This is a genomic window from Ensifer sp. Root558, assembly GCF_001427045.1.
Classification (GTDB): domain Bacteria; phylum Pseudomonadota; class Alphaproteobacteria; order Rhizobiales; family Rhizobiaceae; genus Ensifer; species Ensifer adhaerens.
In genome coordinates this window covers 264,030-280,925 of record NZ_LMGC01000012.1, presented here as the reverse complement: position 1 = coordinate 280,925, position 16,896 = coordinate 264,030, and the positions used below count along the sequence as shown (strand labels likewise).

Sequence of the window (16,896 nt, the reverse complement as noted above, 5' to 3'; positions counted from 1 at the left end):
GGCCGGCGTCTCGTAGGAAAACCATCTATTTTTGCACGCACGTCGGGACGCTAAACCGCTACGCACTTTTGCTGGAAATGCCGCCCGTCTTGCTGCGCATTTCCGGACGGAAATCCGCTTCGCACTTTTCCTGGACATGCTCTCTGTTTTGGTGCGCATTCCGGACGGAAATCCGCTTCGCACTTTTCCTGGACATGCTCCGAGAAAAATAGAATGCCTGTTCTATCCCGTTCCCGACTAATCGATTAGGGTGAGGCCGAAAGCCAGACTGACATCGAGGGAGACGAGCGAGACATGGCCATGCCGGAAACGACGACAGAGGTGCCGCAGGATTTCGAGGCGCTGAAGGCCGCCATTCTGGAACGCAAGGCGGAGCTGCCGAAACGGCTGCGCCAGGTTGCCGCCTATTCGCTCGACAATCCCGATGAAATCGCCTTCGGCACGGCAGCGAGCATCGCGACTTCCGCCGAAGTGCAGCCGTCGACGCTGGTGCGCTTCGCCCAGTATTTCGGCTTCGAGGGCTTTTCCAGCCTGCAGCAGATCTTTCGCGCCCGGCTGCGTGAGCGCACGCCCGGCTATGAGGACCGGCTGAAGGCGCTCAGCGCCAACGACCACAGCAAGCTCGAAAGCGGTTCGATCTTCAACGGCTTCGTCGCTGCCGCCCACCGCTCGCTCGACAACATCGCCTCCTCGGTGGATCCTGAAGCCTTCGAACGCGCCGTCGATATCCTCGCCAAGGCCGACACCGTCTACCTGATCGCCAAGCGCCGCTCCTATCCGATCTCCAGCTACATGGCCTATGCCTTCGGCAAGCTGAAGGTGAAATACCAGCTCGTCGGCACCGCCGCCGGCATCGACGAGGACATGCTGGCGATGGCGACGAAAAACGATGCCGCCTTTGCCGTCAGCTTCTCGCCCTACGCCTCCGAAAGTGCGGCCCAGGCGCGGCTTCTCGCCGAACGCAAGGTCCCCGTCGTGTCGCTGACGGACTCGGCCTTCTCGCCCTTGGCAGAATCCTCGAAGGTCTGGTTCGAACTGGTCGAGGCCGACCATGCCGGCTTCCGTTCTCTTTCCGCCAGCATGGCGTTTGCCATGGCGCTGACGGTCGCCATCGCCGAGAAGCGCCAGCGCCTCGCCGAGGGCGGCTAGGCAAAACGGCACAGATAGAATGAAAATTCCATATTGACGAAACGTCGGAATTTATGTTTCATACGACCATCACCCACAGTACGGAAATGGTCGGGCCCGCCAAGGTGTCCGCGGGGAGGAAGCAGTGAGCCAGAACGTTTCGGCACAGGGAGCAAAGCCGCTCGACCTGATCACCATCGGCCGGGCCTCGGTCGATCTCTATGGCCAGCAGATCGGCACGCGACTTGAAGATGTTTCGAGCTTTGCGAAGTCAGTGGGCGGCTGCCCCTGCAACATCTCTGTCGGCACCGCCCGCCTGGGTCTGAAGTCAGCGCTTCTTACCCGCGTCGGCGACGAACAGATGGGCCGCTTCATCCGCGAGCAGCTCACTCGCGAAGGCGTCGAGACCCGCGGCATCGTCACCGATCCGGAGCGGCTGACGGCGCTCGCGATCCTCGCGGTCGAAAACGACAAGACCTTCCCGCTGCTCTTCTATCGCGACAACTGCGCCGACAACGCGCTTTGCGAAGATGACGTTTCCGAGGAGTTCATCCGTTCCGCCCGCGCAGTGCTCGTCTCGGGCACGCATTTCTCCAAGCCGAACACCGACGCCGCCCAGCGCAAGGCGATCCGCATTGCCAAGGAAAACGGCGCGAAGGTCGTCTTCGACATCGACTACCGTCCGAACCTCTGGGGCCTTGCCGGCCATGACGCCGGCGAAAGCCGTTATATCGCGTCGGATCGCGTTTCGGCGCATCTGAAAACGGTTCTTGCCGATTGCGACCTGATCGTCGGCACGGAAGAGGAAGTGCTGATCGCCTCGGGCGAAAGTGACCTGCTCCAGGCGCTGAAGACGATCCGCTCGCTCTCGAAGGCGACGATTGTGCTCAAGCGCGGACCGATGGGCTGCATCGTCTATGACGGTCCGATCACCGACGACCTCGAAGACGGCATCGTCGGCAAGGGCTTTCCGATCGAGGTCTATAACGTGCTCGGCGCCGGCGACGCCTTCATGTCCGGCTTCCTGCGCGGCTGGCTCAAAAACGAGCCGCACGCGACGTCTGCTACCTGGGCCAATGCCTGCGGCGCCTTCGCTGTCTCGCGCCTGCTCTGTGCGCCTGAAATCCCGACCTGGACGGAACTGCAGTTCTTCCTGGAAAAGGGCAGCAAAGAACGGGCCCTGCGCAAGGACGAGGCGATCAACCACGTTCACTGGGCAACCACACGTCGCCGCGATATCCCGCTTCTGATGGCGCTGGCGATCGATCATCGCAGCCAGCTCGAAGACATGGCCGCCGGCGACCAGGCTCTGCTTGACCGCATTCCCGCCTTCAAGGTGCTGGCGGTAAAGGCCGCCGCACAGGTCGCGGCCGGCCGCTCCGGCTTCGGCATGCTGATCGACGACAAGTACGGCCGCGACGCGCTTTACGCCGCCGGCGCCCATCGCGACTTCTGGATCGGCAAGCCGATCGAGCTTCCGGGCTCGCGGCCGCTGCAATTCGAATTCAGCCAGGATCTCGGCAGTCGCCTGATCGACTGGCCGGTCGACCACTGCATCAAGGTGCTCTCCTTCTACCACCCGGACGATCCGGCGGAGTTGAAAGCCCAGCAGGTGGCAAAGCTCCGCTCCGCCTTCGAAGCGGCGCGCAAGGTTGGCCGTGAGATCCTGATCGAGATCATTGCCGGCAAGCACGGCAAGCTCGACGACCAGACCATTCCGCGGGCACTGACCGAACTCTACGATGCCGGGCTCAAGCCGGACTGGTGGAAGCTCGAGCCGCAGGCGAGCCGCGGCGCCTGGGCAGCGATCGATGCCGTCATCGAGGCACGCGACCCGCTCTGCCGCGGCGTGGTGCTCTTGGGCCTCGAAGCGCCCTATGAGCAGCTCAAGGACGGCTTTGCAGCCGCCCGCACTTCGAAGACGGTCCGGGGCTTTGCCGTCGGCCGAACGATTTTCGCCGATGCCGGCCGGGCCTGGCTCGGCGGCACGATGAGCGACGACCAGGCGATCGCCGACATGGCCGGAAAATTCAAGGCCCTGGTCGATCTCTGGCTGCAACTGGGTGAAACAAAGGCGGCATAGGATCGACAGATATCAGTCGATAATGCCGGACAGGGCGGAACGGGACGATTCCGCCACGAGGAGGAAACAGATTATGAGCCAGAAGACCGTGCGCCTGACTATGGCCCAGGCCGTGGCGCGGTTCCTGACCCGCCAGATGACCGTCATCGAAGGCAAGAAGGTGCCGATCTTCGGCGGCGTCTTCGCCATCTTCGGCCATGGCAACGTCGCCGGCGTCGGCGAAGCGCTGCACGCGATCAAGGACACGCTGCCGACCTACCGCGCCCAGAACGAACAGGGCATGGCGAATGCGGCGATCGCCTTTGCCAAGGCGAGCTTCCGCCGCCGCTTCATGGCCTGCACCACCTCGATCGGCCCCGGCGCGCTCAACATGGTGACCTCGGCAGCACTCGCCCATGTCAACCGCCTGCCGGTCCTCTTCCTGCCCGGCGATGTGTTCGCCAACCGCCGCCCCGATCCGGTGCTGCAGCAGGTGGAAAGCTTCGGCGACGGCACGATCTCGGCGAACGACTGCTTCCGCCCGGTCTCGCGCTACTTCGACCGCATCAGCCGGCCCGAACAGATCATCCCGGCGCTGCGCCGCGCCATGCAGGTGCTGACGGATCCGGCCGATTGCGGCCCGGTGACGCTGTCGCTCTGCCAGGACGTGCAGGCGGAAGCCTATGACTATCCGGAAAACTTCTTCGACGAGAAGGTCTGGGTGCCGCGCCGCGTCGAGCCGGATCTCGACGAACTGGCGACGGCGATCGCGGCGGTGAAGGAAGCAAAGAAGCCGATCATCATCGCCGGCGGCGGCGTGCTCTATTCCGAAGCGAGCAAGGAGCTCGGCGATTTCGCCGAACGCCACGGCATTCCCGTGGTCGAGACGCAGGCCGGCAAGTCGGCGCTGCCGCATTCGCATTCGCTCAACATGGGCTCGGTCGGCGTGACCGGCACCACCGCCTCCAACGCGCTTGCCGAGGATGCCGACGTGGTTCTCGCCGTCGGCTCGCGCCTGCAGGACTTCACGACCGGTTCCTGGGCGCTCTTCAAGAACGAGGGCCTGAAGATCATCGGCCTCAACGTTCAGCCTTTCGACGCCGGCAAACACAACGGCCTGCCGCTGATCGCAGACGCCCGCGCCGGTCTCAACCGCATCTCCGGCGGTCTTGGCGGCCACAAGGCCGATCCGAGCTGGACCGCGAAGGCCAAGGCCGGCAAGGCGGAATGGCTGGCGGCGGCCGACAAGGCGACGGCCACGACCAATGCGGCCCTTCCCTCCGACGCCCAGGTGATCGGCGCCGTGCAGCGCGCCCGCGGCGGCAAGAACACGACGCTCGTCTGCGCCGCCGGCGGTCTACCCGGTGAGTTGCACAAGCTCTGGCAGGCGGAAGAGCCCGGCGGCTACCACATGGAATACGGCTTCTCGACCATGGGTTACGAAGTTGCCGGCGGTCTCGGCGTCAAGCTCGCCAAGCCCGAGAGCGACGTGATCGTCATGGTCGGTGACGGCAGCTACATGATGCTGAATTCGGAGATCGCCTCTTCGATCATGCTTGGCGCCAAGTTCACGATCGTGCTGCTCGACAATGCCGGCTACGGCTGCATCAACCGACTGCAGATGGGCACCGGTGGCGCCAACTTCAACAATCTCTTGAAGGACACCCATCACGTCGAACTGCCGCAGATCGACTTCGCGGCGCATGCCGGCGCGATGGGCGCCGTCACCCGCAAGGTCGGCTCGATCTCCGAGCTCGAAGCAGCGCTCAAGGAGACCGCGAGCGAGACGCGCACGACCGTGATCGTCATCGACACCGATCCGCTGATCACGACCGAGGCCGGCGGCCACTGGTGGGATGTCGCAGTGCCCGAGGTCTCGGGCCGCGCCCAGGTCAACGCGGCGCGCGAGGGTTATGAGAAGGCGCTCGCCGCACAGCGCTTCGGCTAAGATTGCCCTTTCGGCGCCCGCGTTTTCGCGCGGGCGCTTTTCCCGTTTATGCTCACAAAACATCCGCCTTCCGCGGATGGCATCAGAAAGTGAAAGACATGATCCGCTACGGAACTAACCCGATCGCCTGGAGCAACGACGACGATCATTCAATCGGCGCGCATTTGACGCTCGAGGACTGCCTGTCCGATTGCCAGAAGATCGGCTTCGACGGCATCGAGAAGGGCCACAAGATGCCGTCCGATCCGGAAGCACTGAAGCAGAAGCTCGGCTCCTACGATCTCGTCTTCGTCTCCGGCTGGCACTCGACCAACCTGCTCACCCACGACGTCGAGGCCGAGAAGAAGGCGATCCAGCCGCATCTCGATCTCCTGAAGCACAATGGCTGCAAGGTGGCAATCGTCTGCGAAACCTCGAACGCCATCCATGGCGACGACGGAAAGTCGGTCGCCAACGACAAGCCGGTGCTGCCGGCCGACCAGTGGAAGAAGTTCGGCGCCGACCTCGAAGCGATCGCGCAATATTGTGCCGACCAGGGCATCGACCTCGTCTACCATCACCACATGGGCACGATCGTCCAGACCGGTGAGGAAATCGATCTCCTGATGCAGAACACCGGCCCGGCGACCAAGTTGCTGCTCGACACCGGCCACGCCTGGTTCGGCGGTTCCGATCCGGCCGAGGTCGCGAAGAAATACATGCACCGCGTGCGCCACATCCATTGCAAGAACGTGCGTCCCGCTGTCCGCAAGGTCGTCGAGGGCGAAGGCCTCTCCTTCCTCGAAGGCGTGCGCCGTGGCGTCTTCACGGTTCCCGGCGACAGCGAAGGCGGCGTCGACTTCCTGCCCGTACTGAAGATCGCCGCCGAGCACGATTATTCCGGCTGGCTGGTGATCGAGGCGGAACAGGATTCGGCCGTGCGCAACCCTTTCGAATACCAGTCACTTGGGTTGAAGTCGCTGAAGGCCTTCGCAAAGGAAGCCGGGCTCGACAAGTAAGCCGTCACTTTCGGTCGCCGGACTTCGCGGGGCGTGCCCCTCATCCGCACGGTGAGGGAGGCCCTCATCCGGCTGCCGCCACCTTCTCCCCGCCGGCGGGGTGAAGGGATAGGCCGCGCCCTCCGGTCCCTCGCGACGTAGAGGTGGGGAGCGCGACGCAAACTCCGAAAATCCCCTCTCCCCGTAAGCGGGGAGAGGGCTAGGGTGAGGGGCAGGCCAACCATTCGGCGCGGCTCCAGAAAAAGTATCAGGGAGATCGACATGTCCAAGCTGCTCGTCAAACCGAAGGCCAAATCGGGCCTCATGCAAAACGTGACGCCGGAGAGCGCCGGCTGGACCTATGTCGGCTTCGCGCTGGAACGGCTGAAAGCGGGCGAGACGACCGAGGGCGAGACCGGCGACAAGGAAACCTGCCTGGTGCTCGTGTCCGGCAAGGCGAAGGTCGCCGTCGACGGCGAAAGCCTCGGCGAGCTCGGCGAGCGCATGACCCCCTTCGAGGGCCAGCCCTATGCCGTCTACGTGCCGAAGGGCAGCCGCTGGCAAGCAACGGCCACCTCCGACCTCGACCTTGCCATCTGCTCGGCCCCGGGCGGCGACGGCTTCAAGGCGAAGGTGATCGCACCGGGCACCCATCCGCAGATGACCCGCGGCAAGGGTACCAACACCCGCTACGTCACCAACATCATGCCGGAAGATGACGGCTCGGCGCAGTCGCTGCTCGTCGTCGAGGTGATCACGCCCGGTGGCCATACTTCCTCCTACCCCCCGCACAAGCACGACCAGGACGACCTGCCGGCCGAGAGCTATCTGGAAGAGACCTATTACCACCGGCTGAACCCGCCCCAGGGCTTTGCGATGCAACGCGTCTATACCGACGATCGCTCGCTCGACGAGACCATGGCAGTCGAGGACGGCGACGTGACGCTGGTGCCGAGGGGCTATCATCCGGTCGCTGCCGTGCACGGCTACGACGTCTATTATCTCAACGTCATGGCCGGACCGAAGCGCATCTGGAAGTTCCACAACGCCCGCGAACACGAGTGGCTGTTTACCGGCGTGTAAGCGGCGGCGAACCAAACGGTGGCGCTCCACCGCTCTCCGTCCATGCCGAACGGCGGGGCGAGACGCTGCGATCCTTGAGCCCGATCGCCCAATGAGGCTTCGGGCGGATGAGAGCGGCATAGCCTTTCGCCCGGACCGCCCTAGCTTTCCCGCTTTCAGGGAGGGCTCCATGCATATCGACGGGCAATGCCACTGCGGCTTCGTCACCTACGAGGCGGAGATCGACCCGGCCGATGTCGGGATCTGCCATTGCACCGATTGCCAGCAACTGACGGGATCGGCCTACCGCGTCACCGCGGGCACGGAACGGGAGAACTTTCGGCTGACCGGCGGCGAACCGAAGCTCTATGTGAAGATCGGCGCAAACGGGCGGCAGCGGCTGCAGTTCTTCTGCCCGAACTGCGGCTCGCCGATCTACACGACCGGCACCGACGAGGACGCGCTGGAGGTTGGCATCCGGGTGGGAACGATCAACCAGCGCCGGCAGCTCAGACCGCGGTCACAGATCTGGTGTTCCTCGGCGTTGCCCTGGATCGGCGACGTCAGGAAGCTGCCGGGCCGCGATCGCGACGAGGCGTCTCACGCTTAGCCATCTCGGCCTGAACCATCATGCGGCGACGAGCAGACGATCCTTGAACGGCGCCCATGCTTCGCCGATCACGGCCGATGCCGGCGTCGCCGTCATCTGCGATGGGCGCGCCTGCGGATTGACAGCAAGATAAGTCTTCACCAGATGATAGCCGATCGTGTAGCCGGCCCAGCGCGGCAGAGATCGATCGGTGCCAAAGAACCAGCCTGCGTGATCATAGGTCTCGGTCCAAAGCTCTCGTTCGGCGCGCTCCAACAAGCTTTCCCAATCCGCGGCGTTGAGCGCATGATTCCACACATGGCCGTCGCCGCCGTTGATCTCGGCATCGAAAGCATCGGCCAGCCCCTCGCTGACCAGCGCTTCGCCGAGCTTGGAACCATAGCCGCAGGTCGCGTGGCGAAAGGAATGATGCAGTTCGTGCGTCAGCAATTTGCGCACTTCTCCCGCACTAAGGCTCGCCTCGAAATTCTCGTTGCCGGGATCGACCGTGAAGAAGACCAGCGCCCTGCGGTAGCAGGCGCCCGCAACACCGAGTTCAGGGATCGTCTCGCCCGCACGATACTCGACGAGGACATCGATGGGGGCGGCGCTGTCCGAGGCAGAAACCGCCGCGCCGACACGCTCGGCGGTTTCCCGCACGGCCTCCCGTATTCGTTCGTGCCACGGCGCCAGAGACCCGTCCGCTTCGAGAAAGTGAACACGAAGATCCAGCATTTCGACCATCTCCTATTGTCTCAGCCGCCCGGCACCGCAACGTAAGGATGCGGCCGGTGATTGCAACGCCGGAAAGATGAAAGTTTCTGCGACCCACCGATGTCAGCCGGAGCAGGAGGCGTCATGAGGCGTCATTGCGATGGCCGGATGCGGCGCCGCGGTGTACAAGACAAAGCTGGAGAACGGAGCAGGCGCGCGGGATGGCGAAGGGCAAGATCAGTATGCTGCGCAGTGCCGCCGCGGGCATAGACGCTGTCGAGGCCGAAACGCGCCAGTCCTTCGCCCGCCACACGCACGATCAGTTCGGCATCGGTCTCATCTATCAGGGCGCGCAGAAGTCGCTCAGCGGCCGCGGCATGGTCGAAGCCGGCGCCGGCGACATGATCACCGTCAACCCCGGCGAGGTGCATGACGGAACGCCGATCGGTGATGCCGGCCGCGCCTGGCGCATGCTCTACTTCGATCCCTCGGTCATCGCGACTGCCGCCGAGGATATCAGCCAGGGCCGCGCGCATTCCGGCGAGTTCACTGCCCCCGCCTTCCACGACCGGGAGGTCGCAGATCACTTTCGGGCACTGTTTGCGGCCATCACTGATCCGACGGCCATGGGCGACGCCATCCGGCACGAGGAGCAGCTCCTGCTGCTGCTTGCAGGCGTTCTTGCCACCGGCAGGCGACACCAGCGTGAACGGCCGGCAACAGTCACGGCGGCCAAGACGATGATCGACGACGATCCGACGGCCGCGATCACGCTCGCCGATCTCGCCGCCGAAGCCGGGCTCAGCCGCTTTCAACTGGTGCGCAATTTCGCAAGCGCCGTCGGCCTGACGCCGCATGCCTATATCGTCCAGCGCCGCATCGATCTCGCCCGCCGCCTGATCGGCGGTGGCGTGCCGCTGGCGGAGGCCGCGTTCGCGGCCGGCTTCGCCGACCAGAGCCACATGACCCGCGTCTTCGTCAGCAAATATGGCCTCTCGCCGGGCATCTATGCCGAGGCCAAAAAGTAACGCCCGCAATTCCGTTCAAGACCCGAGCCCTCCCCCGGAGCATTGCTGCACCGGCTGCGCAGCGACAAGCGCGGCGGAGCAACGGAGAACGGACATGTTGGGAAAATTTCAAGGCTATCTCTATCTGTCGCTGGCGATGATCCTCGTCGGTAGTACGGTGATCGCCAGCAAGATCATCGCGACGGGCCTGCCACCGTTCACGGCCACCGCGCTGCGCTTCGCCGTCGCCTTCCCGCTCTTCCTGCTGTTGATGTGGCTCACCAGGACGTCATGGCCGAAACTTAAGGGCCGCGACTGGCTTCTCCTCATCGCCCAAGCCGGCGCTGGCAGCGTCGGCTATACGACGCTTTTGATCGCCGGCCTCAGCCTGACCTCGGCAACCGATGCCGGCGTGGTGATCGGTACGCTGCCGGTGGTTTCCGCCGCCATCGCCATCCTTCTTCTCGGCGAGCGCCCGGACCGCAAAGTGCTTGCGGCGATCGCACTTGCCGCAGCCGGCGTGCTGACCATCGTCTTCAAGCCCGGCGAAGGCGGCACCCATTCGCCGCTCGGCATCGCCCTCATCTTTGGCGCCGTCATATGCGAAGGCCTGTTCATCCTTCTCAACAAGCGCGTGAAGACGGAGATCTCGCCGCTGGCTCTTTCGACGCTGATGGCCGGCCTCGGCTTCGCGGTCGCCATCATCCCTGCGCTCTTCGAGACGCATGCGACGGCCGAGATCGACAGGGGCGCAATCGTTGCGGTTCTCTACTACGCCCTCATCCCGACCGTTGCCGGCTTCCTGCTCTGGTATGCGGGATCGGCCAAAGTAAGCGGCACCGAGGCCTCCGTCTTCACGGCGCTGGCGCCCGTTTCAGCCGTCGCCTTCGCCTTTCTCCTGCTCGACGAGCCGGTCGGCGCCCCTCAATTGCTTGGGATCGGCTGCGTGCTCGCCGCCGTCCTCGGCCTGACCCTACCCCAGATCCTCGCCGGCCGAAGGACGGCACGCGCCTTTCCGGTCGCGGAGGTTTGAACCAGAATGAACGCATCCAATTCGAGGACTTCCATGCACTTCCAGCACGCAGACGACATCTGGCGCGATTTCCCGGAGCTGAGCGCCGGCGCGCTTTTCATCGATGGCATAAATGGCGGCGTCTCGGTCGAGGACCATGTTCGCCAGTTCCAGGCGAGCGCAAATGATCGTCTCGGCGCGGGTTCGGAAAGCGACCTGCCCGAGATCCAGGCGTGGCGCCGGACCTTTGCCAAGATGGGATTGAAGCCGACACAATACCGCTCGGCAGCCGAAGCCTTGCTTCGCCGCTTCCGCAAGGAAGGCGACCTGCCGTCGATCCATCCGCTGATCGATCTTTGCAACGCCGCTTCGCTCGCCTTCGCCATTCCGATCGCCGTCTTCGACCTCTCCCACGTCAGCGGTTTTCTGCACGTCCGCCGGGCGGCCGGCAGCGAACGCTATCTGACGTTCTCAGGAGAAACGGAGAGCCCCGAACCAGGCGAAGTGATCTTCGCCGATGCCGAGGGGCGGGCGCATGCCCGGCGCTGGACCAACCGGCAGAGCGGTCTTTCGGCCACCCGGCCGCAGACGACGCATGCGCTGATCGTGGCGGAAGCGCTGCACAAGACGGCATGCGAGGACACCGAACGCCTGCTCACAGCACTTTCGCAGGCAATCGAACAGACCTGGGGTGCCCGCCCGAGCATCGCCATGCTCGATCGTTCGTCGCCGCGTTTCGATTTTTCGGTTTAGGGATTTCGTTCAGAAAACGGCGTTTGAGCGCCGCGAGACCGGCCGATGCCTGGGCACCGGCCGGACACAGGACAATCAGGCCGCCTTGGCGACGTGATATTCCTTGATCGCGACCATCTTGATCGCCGGATAGCGCTCGGCTTCGTAGCGCAGCGAGAAGCTGTCCTGCGCCAGGAACACCGGGTCGCCATCGAGATCGCGGGCGATGTCGCCACGACGGGCCGTGACGAACTTGTCGAGTTCGGCCGGCTGGTCGGACGAAATCCAGCGGCAGACAGAGAAGCGCGACATTTCGAACGAAACCGGCAGGCCGTATTCGGCACTGAGGCGCTCCTTCAACACGTCGAGCTGCAGCGCACCGACGACGCCGACGATCGCCGGCGAACCGTCTTCCGGCGAGAAGAGCTGCACGACGCCTTCTTCCGCCATCTGCTGCAACGCCTCTTTCAGCTTCTTCGCCTTCATCGCATCCTCGAGCCGCACGCGGCGCAGGATTTCCGGCGAGAAGTTCGGCACGCCCTGGAACACCAGCGGCTCGCCCTCCGTCAGCGTGTCGCCGATACGGAGCGTGCCGTGGTTCGGGATGCCGACGACGTCGCCGGCGTAAGCCGTGTCGGCGAGTTGGCGCTGCGAGGCGAAGAAGAACTGCGGGGCGCTGAGGCCAAGCTGCTTGCCGGTGCGCGACAGGCGCGCCTTCATGCCGCGCTCGAGCTTGCCGGAGCAGACGCGCGCAAAGGCGATGCGGTCGCGATGGTTCGGGTCCATGTTGGCCTGGATCTTGAAGACGAAGGCCGTCATCTTGTCGTCGGTCGCATGCACCGTGCGGATATCCGCTACCTGGTCGCGCGGTGGCGGGGCGATGTCGCCAAGCGCATTGATGAGATCGCGCACACCGAAGTTGCGCAGCGCCGAGCCGAAAAAGACCGGGGTCAGATGGCCTTCGAGGAAGGCCTTCTTGTCGAAGGGCTTGCAGGCCTCGATCGCCAGCATCAGCTCTTCGGTAAAGGCGTCGCGCTCGTTTTCCGGCAGGCGATGGGAGGCCATTTCCGGGCCGTTGACCTTGGTCGGGATTTCCTGCGTGTCCGAACCGCGCACGGTGTTGTCGGCGAGGTTGTAGGACCCGCAGAAAGTCTTCGAGCGGCCGATCGGCCAGGTCACCGGCGCGCAGTCGAGCGCCAGCTTCTCCTCGACCTCATCCAGGATCTCGAAGGGATCGCGGCTTTCGCGGTCCATCTTGTTGACGAAGGTGATGATCGGGATGTCGCGCATGCGGCAGACTTCGAAGAGCTTTAGAGTGCGCGGTTCGATACCCTTGGCGGCGTCGATGACCATGACGGCCGCATCCACCGCCGTCAGCGTGCGATAGGTGTCATCGGCGAAGTCTTCGTGACCGGGCGTATCGAGAATGTTGAAGACGTTGCCGCCATACTCGAAGGTCATCACCGAGGTGACGACCGAGATGCCGCGCTCGCGCTCGATCTTCATCCAGTCCGAACGGGTCTGGATGCGGTCCTTCTTGGCCTTGACCTCACCGGCGAGCTGGATGGCACCGCCGAACAGCAGCAACTTTTCCGTGAGCGTGGTCTTACCGGCGTCCGGGTGGGCGATAATCGCAAATGTGCGGCGGCGGGAGACCGCCTCGGCGAGAGTTTCAGCCATGTCGTAAAATCCTGTGAGTTGCCGCGTCCTTTACAGGCTCGGCCCCGATTATGCAATTGACCGAGGCGCCCGTGGCCCGGCTTATGCGGGCATGAGCACGCACACTTCCCTATCCCGCCCGACCCTCAACCTCGTTCGTCTGCCGCACGGCGAAGGCCTGGAGCTTCCGGCCTACGAGACCGCAGGCGCCGCCGGCATGGATTTGCGCGCGGGCGTCCCCGCCGATCGCCCGCTGATGCTCACCCCCGGCAAGCGCGCCCTCGTTCCGACCGGCTTCATTTTCGAAGTGCCCGCCGGCTACGAGGCGCAGATCCGCCCGCGCTCTGGCCTCGCCTTCAAGCACGGCATCACCTGCCTCAACACGCCCGGTACGATCGACAGCGACTATCGCGGTGAAGTGAAGGTGCTGCTCGTCAATCTCGGCGACGAGGAGTTCATCATCGAGCGCGGCATGCGCATCGCCCAGATGGTGATCGCACCGGTCACGCAGGTCACGGTTCGCGAGGCCGACGGCGCAAGCGAGACGGCACGCGGCGCCGGCGGCTTCGGCTCGACCGGCGTCTGATCGACCGACGGCGACCCCTTCGCACTTTTCCTGGGATTGCTTTTAAACCAAAGGCGGCAGGCGGCGCTTGACCGGTGTCGACTTGACAATCGAGGTGTTGGTCTGCGCCTTCTCGGCGATCCGGTCGAGGATCATGTCGAGCTGCGCCATGTCACGCACGTAGAGCTTGGCGATGAAGCAGTCGTCGCCTGTGACCTTGTCACATTCGACGAATTCCGGCGTCTCCTGGATCAGCCGCTCGACGATGTGCAGCATGCCCGGCATCGGTCGCACGCGGATTACCGCCTGCAGCGGGTAGCCGACCTTGGCGGGGTTGAGGGCGATTGTGAAACCGTCGAGGACGCCGCGCTCTTCCAGCTTGCGGAGCCGATCCGCAGCGCTCGGCGACGAGAGCCCGGCCTCCTGCGCCAGCTCCTTCAGCGACACCCGAGCATTGGCGGCCAGTATGTCGAGGATTCGTCGGTCAATCTCGTCCAGCATCACGACACCATAAGTCACAACAACAAACAGAACTTCGATAATTAGGCAACCTAGCACAATTGCCTTCGTTCATCTATGGGAAAGGCCATGAGCACCGGCTATTCTGCGATCACCAATAGGAGCAGAAATCATGAATACCGAGCTCAAACGCGGCAGCATCGAGATGACGGCAGCGATGCTGATATCCGGCACCATCGGCTGGTTCGTGCTGATGTCGGGGCAGCCGGTGACGAGCGTGGTGTTCTGGCGCTGCGTCTTCGGGACCATAACGCTCGTTGCCATTGCCTGGGCGCTCGGACTTCTCGACCGTCGCCACTTCAGCCGACGGATGCTGCTGCTTTCGGTCATCGGCGGCATCGCGATCGTGGTCAACTGGCTGCTGCTCTTCGCCGCCTATTCCCACGCATCGATCTCGATCGCGACGATGGTCTATAACACCCAGCCCTTCATGCTCTTGGGCCTCGGCGCCGTGTTCCTCGGCGAAAAGATCACCGTCACCAAGATCTTCTGGCTCCTGGTGTCGTTTGCCGGCATGCTCGCGATCATTTCGGCCAAGCCCGGCCAAGGCTTCGCGCCTGAAGATTATCTGATCGGCGTGGCCCTTTCGATCGGTGCTGCCTTCTTCTACGCGATCGCGGCGATTGCGACCAAGCTGCTCAAGGGCACGCCGCCGCATCTGATTGCGCTGATCCAGGTGATCACCGGCACCGTGATGCTGGCACCGATGGCGCTTGCCGCACCCGCCCCGTCAGGTGCAACGCAATGGTCGATCGTCCTGACCCTCGGCGTCATCCACACCGGGCTGATGTATGTGCTGCTCTACGGCGCGATCCAGCGGCTGCCGACGCACATGACCGGGGCGCTTTCCTTCATCTATCCGATTGCCGCCATTGTGGTGGACCGCCTCGCCTTCGGGCACCAGTTGCAGCCGATCCAGATCGCCGGCTCCGTCGCGATCCTCGTTGCCGCCGCCGGAATGACTCTCGGCTGGAAACTTCGCCTTCCCTCTTCTATCAGGAAGCGGGAACGCGAAGGGAGAACTGCATGATCACCTGCTACCTGAAATACATTATCGACCCCTACAAGGCGGCCGAGTTCGAACATTACGCCAAGCTCTGGATCCCGCTCGTCAATCGGCTGGGCGGCACGCATCACGGCTACTTCCTGCCGCATGAAGGGGCGAACAACATCGCCCTGGCGCTCTTCAGCTTTCCGACCCTTGCCGACTATGAAAACTACCGCCGGGAAATGGCCGCGGATCCGGAATGCCAGGACGCCTTCGCCTATGCCGAGAAGACGCGCTGCATCCTCAGCTACGAGCGCAGCTTCATGCGACCGGTTTTCGAGTAAGCCAGCTCCGGGGTTGAGGGCGGCATCGGCAAGCGCGCGTTAGCGCCGCGCTTCCGAGGCCATGCTCAGCGCAAAGCCGAAGAGCGCCGTCCCCATCGCCCAGCGCTGCACCACCATGAACAACGGCCGCCCGGCAAGAAAAGCGGCGATGCCGCTGGCGGCGAGCGCGATCATGGCGTTGACGGTGACGCTGGTCGCGATCTGGATCGAGCCGAAGACCAGCGACTGGCCGAGCACGTTGCCGAGCTCCGGCCGGATGAACTGCGGCAGCAACGAGAGATAGAGCACCGCTACCTTGGGATTGAGCAGGCTGGTCAGGAAGCCCATGACGAACAGCTTCTTCGGCCCATCCTTCGGCAGGTTCTTGACCTGAAAGGGCGAGCGTCCACCGGGCCTGACCGCCTGCCAGGCGAGATAGAGAAGGTAGGCTGCACCGGCGATGCGAAGCGCATCATAGGCGAGTGGCACGGCCAGAAGCAGCGCTGTGATACCGAGTGCCGCCGAGACCATATAGACGACGAAGCCGAGCGCCACGCCGCCGAGCGAAATCAAGCCGGCGCCCGGCCCCTGGCTGATCGAGCGCGAGATCAGGTAGATCATGTTCGGGCCTGGCGTCAGCACCATGCCAAGGGCCAGGAGGGCAAAGCCGATCATATCCTTCAACTCGGGCATGGAGAGGCGCCTTTCGCTCGTTTTCGCCAAGCTCTACGCATTTCGCACCAGCGGACAACGCCAGACTTGTCACCCGGTCAATTTCTTCAGCGGACGCCCGCCGGTCGCAGTTCGGTGATTTGCTTTTTCAGTCGCTTGAGGTAGAAATCGGCATCATCTTCGGAAGGACGTTCCATGACGCTCGCGGCCCTCATCGCCTATAGCGGCGCGCTCTTCATCGCCGCAGCCATTCCAGGCCCCGGCGTGACGGCGCTGGTTGCGCGCGCGCTCGGCTCCGGTTTCCGCGAAACCTTCTTCATGGGCCTCGGCATCGCGCTCGGCGACATGATCTATCTAACCGCGGTCATCCTCGGGCTGGCGCTGATTGCCCAGACCTTCACCACAGCCTTCCTGGTGGTGAAGTTTGCCGGCGTCCTCTACCTCGGCTACATCGCGTGGAAGCTGTGGAGCGCAGGGCTGCTGCCGGAGGACATCAAGGCGAAGCCGTCGACGAGTTCGGCCATGTCCTTTCTGTCCGGCCTGCTGATCACGCTCGGCAATCCGAAGACGATGCTGTTTTACGTGGCGCTCGTGCCGACGCTGATCGACATTCGGGCGATCGGACCCGGCGACTACGGCCTGCTCCTGACCGCCACCTTTCTGGTGCTCTTGAGCGTTCTCGTACCCTATATGCTGCTCGCCTCGCGTGCGCGTCTGCTGCTCAAGCAACCGAAGGCCCTGAAAGCGCTGAACCGGGTTGCGGCCAGCGTGCTTGCCGGCACGGCGGCCTATATCGCGGTTCGCGCCAGCTGAAAAAACTTTTCCCGAACAACGACTTCGCCAGTGGTTTTTCCTTCGGCGGATCGCTGCGCGGTGTTTGTCGTTCTGGAATTGCGCGATCATTGTTCCTATTCTCATAGCTCGACAATTTACGCCCAA

At 63.7% G+C, this 16,896-nt stretch carries 17 protein-coding genes; 13 read left to right on the top strand and 4 right to left on the bottom strand.

Annotation, left to right across the window (positions count from 1 at the left end):
• Positions 1-294 precede the first annotated feature (294 nt).
• From ASD63_RS14755 to ASD63_RS14730, 6 genes are all read left to right on the top strand, one after another.
• On the top strand, positions 295-1,149 hold the full coding sequence (locus ASD63_RS14755; RefSeq protein WP_034797538.1) for a MurR/RpiR family transcriptional regulator: 855 nt from the start codon (positions 295-297) through the stop codon (positions 1,147-1,149).
• Between the two features lie 124 nt (positions 1,150-1,273).
• The gene (iolC, locus tag ASD63_RS14750) at positions 1,274-3,211 is read left to right on the top strand and encodes a 5-dehydro-2-deoxygluconokinase (RefSeq protein WP_034797539.1); all 1,938 of its coding nucleotides are present in this window, start codon (positions 1,274-1,276) and stop codon (positions 3,209-3,211) included.
• A 73-nt stretch (positions 3,212-3,284) separates the two neighbouring features.
• Positions 3,285-5,138: a 3D-(3,5/4)-trihydroxycyclohexane-1,2-dione acylhydrolase (decyclizing) gene (iolD, locus tag ASD63_RS14745; RefSeq protein WP_034797541.1), complete on the top strand. Its 1,854-nt coding sequence runs from the start codon at positions 3,285-3,287 to the stop codon at positions 5,136-5,138.
• Positions 5,139-5,236: 98 nt separating this feature from the next.
• Positions 5,237-6,136 carry a myo-inosose-2 dehydratase gene (gene iolE, locus ASD63_RS14740; protein WP_034797543.1) on the top strand — a complete coding sequence of 300 codons (900 nt, stop codon included), beginning with the start codon at positions 5,237-5,239 and terminating at the stop codon, positions 6,134-6,136.
• 261 nt (positions 6,137-6,397) lie between these two features.
• Positions 6,398-7,198 carry a 5-deoxy-glucuronate isomerase gene (gene iolB, locus ASD63_RS14735; protein ID WP_034797545.1) on the top strand — a complete coding sequence of 267 codons (801 nt, stop codon included), beginning with the start codon at positions 6,398-6,400 and terminating at the stop codon, positions 7,196-7,198.
• 169 nt (positions 7,199-7,367) lie between these two features.
• Complete coding sequence (locus ASD63_RS14730) at positions 7,368-7,787, top strand: GFA family protein (RefSeq protein WP_034797547.1); 420 nt, start codon at positions 7,368-7,370, stop codon at positions 7,785-7,787.
• Between the two features lie 18 nt (positions 7,788-7,805).
• Here ASD63_RS14730 and ASD63_RS14725 read toward each other — a convergent pair whose 3' ends face one another.
• Positions 7,806-8,501: a DUF2268 domain-containing putative Zn-dependent protease gene (locus ASD63_RS14725; RefSeq protein WP_159415593.1), complete on the bottom strand. Its 696-nt coding sequence runs from the start codon at positions 8,499-8,501 to the stop codon at positions 7,806-7,808.
• Positions 8,502-8,701: 200 nt separating this feature from the next.
• Here ASD63_RS14725 and ASD63_RS14720 point away from each other — a divergent pair, with 200 nt between their 5' ends.
• From ASD63_RS14720 to ASD63_RS14710, 3 genes are all read left to right on the top strand, one after another.
• The gene (locus ASD63_RS14720; RefSeq protein WP_034797549.1) at positions 8,702-9,508 is read left to right on the top strand and encodes an AraC family transcriptional regulator; all 807 of its coding nucleotides are present in this window, start codon (positions 8,702-8,704) and stop codon (positions 9,506-9,508) included.
• Positions 9,509-9,602: 94 nt separating this feature from the next.
• Positions 9,603-10,520, top strand: coding sequence for a DMT family transporter (locus ASD63_RS14715; protein WP_034797551.1), 918 nt, complete (start codon positions 9,603-9,605; stop codon positions 10,518-10,520).
• A gap of 33 nt (positions 10,521-10,553) precedes the next feature.
• Complete coding sequence (locus ASD63_RS14710) at positions 10,554-11,252, top strand: phenylalanine--tRNA ligase beta subunit-related protein (protein ID WP_034797553.1); 699 nt, start codon at positions 10,554-10,556, stop codon at positions 11,250-11,252.
• Between the two features lie 75 nt (positions 11,253-11,327).
• Here the strand turns inward: ASD63_RS14710 and ASD63_RS14705 are convergent, their stop codons facing one another.
• Complete coding sequence (locus ASD63_RS14705; RefSeq protein WP_034797554.1) at positions 11,328-12,911, bottom strand: peptide chain release factor 3; 1,584 nt, start codon at positions 12,909-12,911, stop codon at positions 11,328-11,330.
• Positions 12,912-13,002: 91 nt separating this feature from the next.
• On the opposite strand from ASD63_RS14705, the gene dut reads away from it, so the two are divergent.
• Positions 13,003-13,476, top strand: a complete 474-nt coding sequence (gene dut, locus ASD63_RS14700) for a dUTP diphosphatase (RefSeq protein ID WP_034797555.1) — start codon at positions 13,003-13,005, stop codon at positions 13,474-13,476.
• A 42-nt stretch (positions 13,477-13,518) separates the two neighbouring features.
• Here the strand turns inward: dut and ASD63_RS14695 are convergent, their stop codons facing one another.
• Positions 13,519-13,956 carry an Lrp/AsnC family transcriptional regulator gene (locus ASD63_RS14695; protein ID WP_034797556.1) on the bottom strand — a complete coding sequence of 146 codons (438 nt, stop codon included), beginning with the start codon at positions 13,954-13,956 and terminating at the stop codon, positions 13,519-13,521.
• Positions 13,957-14,086: 130 nt separating this feature from the next.
• Between ASD63_RS14695 and ASD63_RS14690 the strand changes: the two genes are divergently transcribed.
• Both ASD63_RS14690 and ASD63_RS14685 read left to right on the top strand, forming a co-directional pair.
• The gene (locus tag ASD63_RS14690) at positions 14,087-15,004 is read left to right on the top strand and encodes a DMT family transporter (RefSeq protein WP_034797558.1); all 918 of its coding nucleotides are present in this window, start codon (positions 14,087-14,089) and stop codon (positions 15,002-15,004) included.
• Positions 15,001-15,306: an NIPSNAP family protein gene (locus tag ASD63_RS14685; protein ID WP_034797560.1), complete on the top strand. Its 306-nt coding sequence runs from the start codon at positions 15,001-15,003 to the stop codon at positions 15,304-15,306. Before ASD63_RS14690 ends, ASD63_RS14685 begins: the two co-directional genes overlap by 4 nt.
• A gap of 39 nt (positions 15,307-15,345) precedes the next feature.
• Here ASD63_RS14685 and ASD63_RS14680 read toward each other — a convergent pair whose 3' ends face one another.
• Positions 15,346-15,978, bottom strand: a complete 633-nt coding sequence (locus tag ASD63_RS14680) for a LysE family translocator (protein WP_034797562.1) — start codon at positions 15,976-15,978, stop codon at positions 15,346-15,348.
• A 174-nt stretch (positions 15,979-16,152) separates the two neighbouring features.
• Between ASD63_RS14680 and ASD63_RS14675 the strand changes: the two genes are divergently transcribed.
• A complete protein-coding gene (locus ASD63_RS14675; RefSeq protein WP_034797564.1) occupies positions 16,153-16,770 on the top strand; it encodes a LysE family translocator in 618 nt (205 codons plus the stop codon).
• Positions 16,771-16,896: the final 126 nt, after the last annotated feature.

Excerpts from the sequence above, each read along its gene's own strand:
- ASD63_RS14755 (WP_034797538.1), top strand. The coding sequence starts at position 295 with ATGGCCATGCCGGAAACGACGACAGAGGTGCCGCAGGATTTCGAGGCG.
- iolD (WP_034797541.1), top strand. The coding sequence starts at position 3,285 with ATGAGCCAGAAGACCGTGCGCCTGACTATGGCCCAGGCCGTGGCGCGG.
- iolE (WP_034797543.1), top strand. The coding sequence starts at position 5,237 with ATGATCCGCTACGGAACTAACCCGATCGCCTGGAGCAACGACGACGAT.
- iolB (WP_034797545.1), top strand. The coding sequence starts at position 6,398 with ATGTCCAAGCTGCTCGTCAAACCGAAGGCCAAATCGGGCCTCATGCAA.
- ASD63_RS14730 (WP_034797547.1), top strand. The coding sequence starts at position 7,368 with ATGCATATCGACGGGCAATGCCACTGCGGCTTCGTCACCTACGAGGCG.
- ASD63_RS14725 (WP_159415593.1), bottom strand. The coding sequence starts at position 8,501 with ATGCTGGATCTTCGTGTTCACTTTCTCGAAGCGGACGGGTCTCTGGCG.
- ASD63_RS14720 (WP_034797549.1), top strand. The coding sequence starts at position 8,702 with ATGGCGAAGGGCAAGATCAGTATGCTGCGCAGTGCCGCCGCGGGCATA.
- ASD63_RS14715 (WP_034797551.1), top strand. The coding sequence starts at position 9,603 with ATGTTGGGAAAATTTCAAGGCTATCTCTATCTGTCGCTGGCGATGATC.
- ASD63_RS14710 (WP_034797553.1), top strand. The coding sequence starts at position 10,554 with ATGCACTTCCAGCACGCAGACGACATCTGGCGCGATTTCCCGGAGCTG.
- ASD63_RS14705 (WP_034797554.1), bottom strand. The coding sequence starts at position 12,911 with ATGGCTGAAACTCTCGCCGAGGCGGTCTCCCGCCGCCGCACATTTGCG.
- dut (WP_034797555.1), top strand. The coding sequence starts at position 13,003 with ATGAGCACGCACACTTCCCTATCCCGCCCGACCCTCAACCTCGTTCGT.
- ASD63_RS14695 (WP_034797556.1), bottom strand. The coding sequence starts at position 13,956 with ATGCTGGACGAGATTGACCGACGAATCCTCGACATACTGGCCGCCAAT.
- ASD63_RS14690 (WP_034797558.1), top strand. The coding sequence starts at position 14,087 with ATGAATACCGAGCTCAAACGCGGCAGCATCGAGATGACGGCAGCGATG.
- ASD63_RS14685 (WP_034797560.1), top strand. The coding sequence starts at position 15,001 with ATGATCACCTGCTACCTGAAATACATTATCGACCCCTACAAGGCGGCC.
- ASD63_RS14680 (WP_034797562.1), bottom strand. The coding sequence starts at position 15,978 with ATGCCCGAGTTGAAGGATATGATCGGCTTTGCCCTCCTGGCCCTTGGC.
- ASD63_RS14675 (WP_034797564.1), top strand. The coding sequence starts at position 16,153 with ATGACGCTCGCGGCCCTCATCGCCTATAGCGGCGCGCTCTTCATCGCC.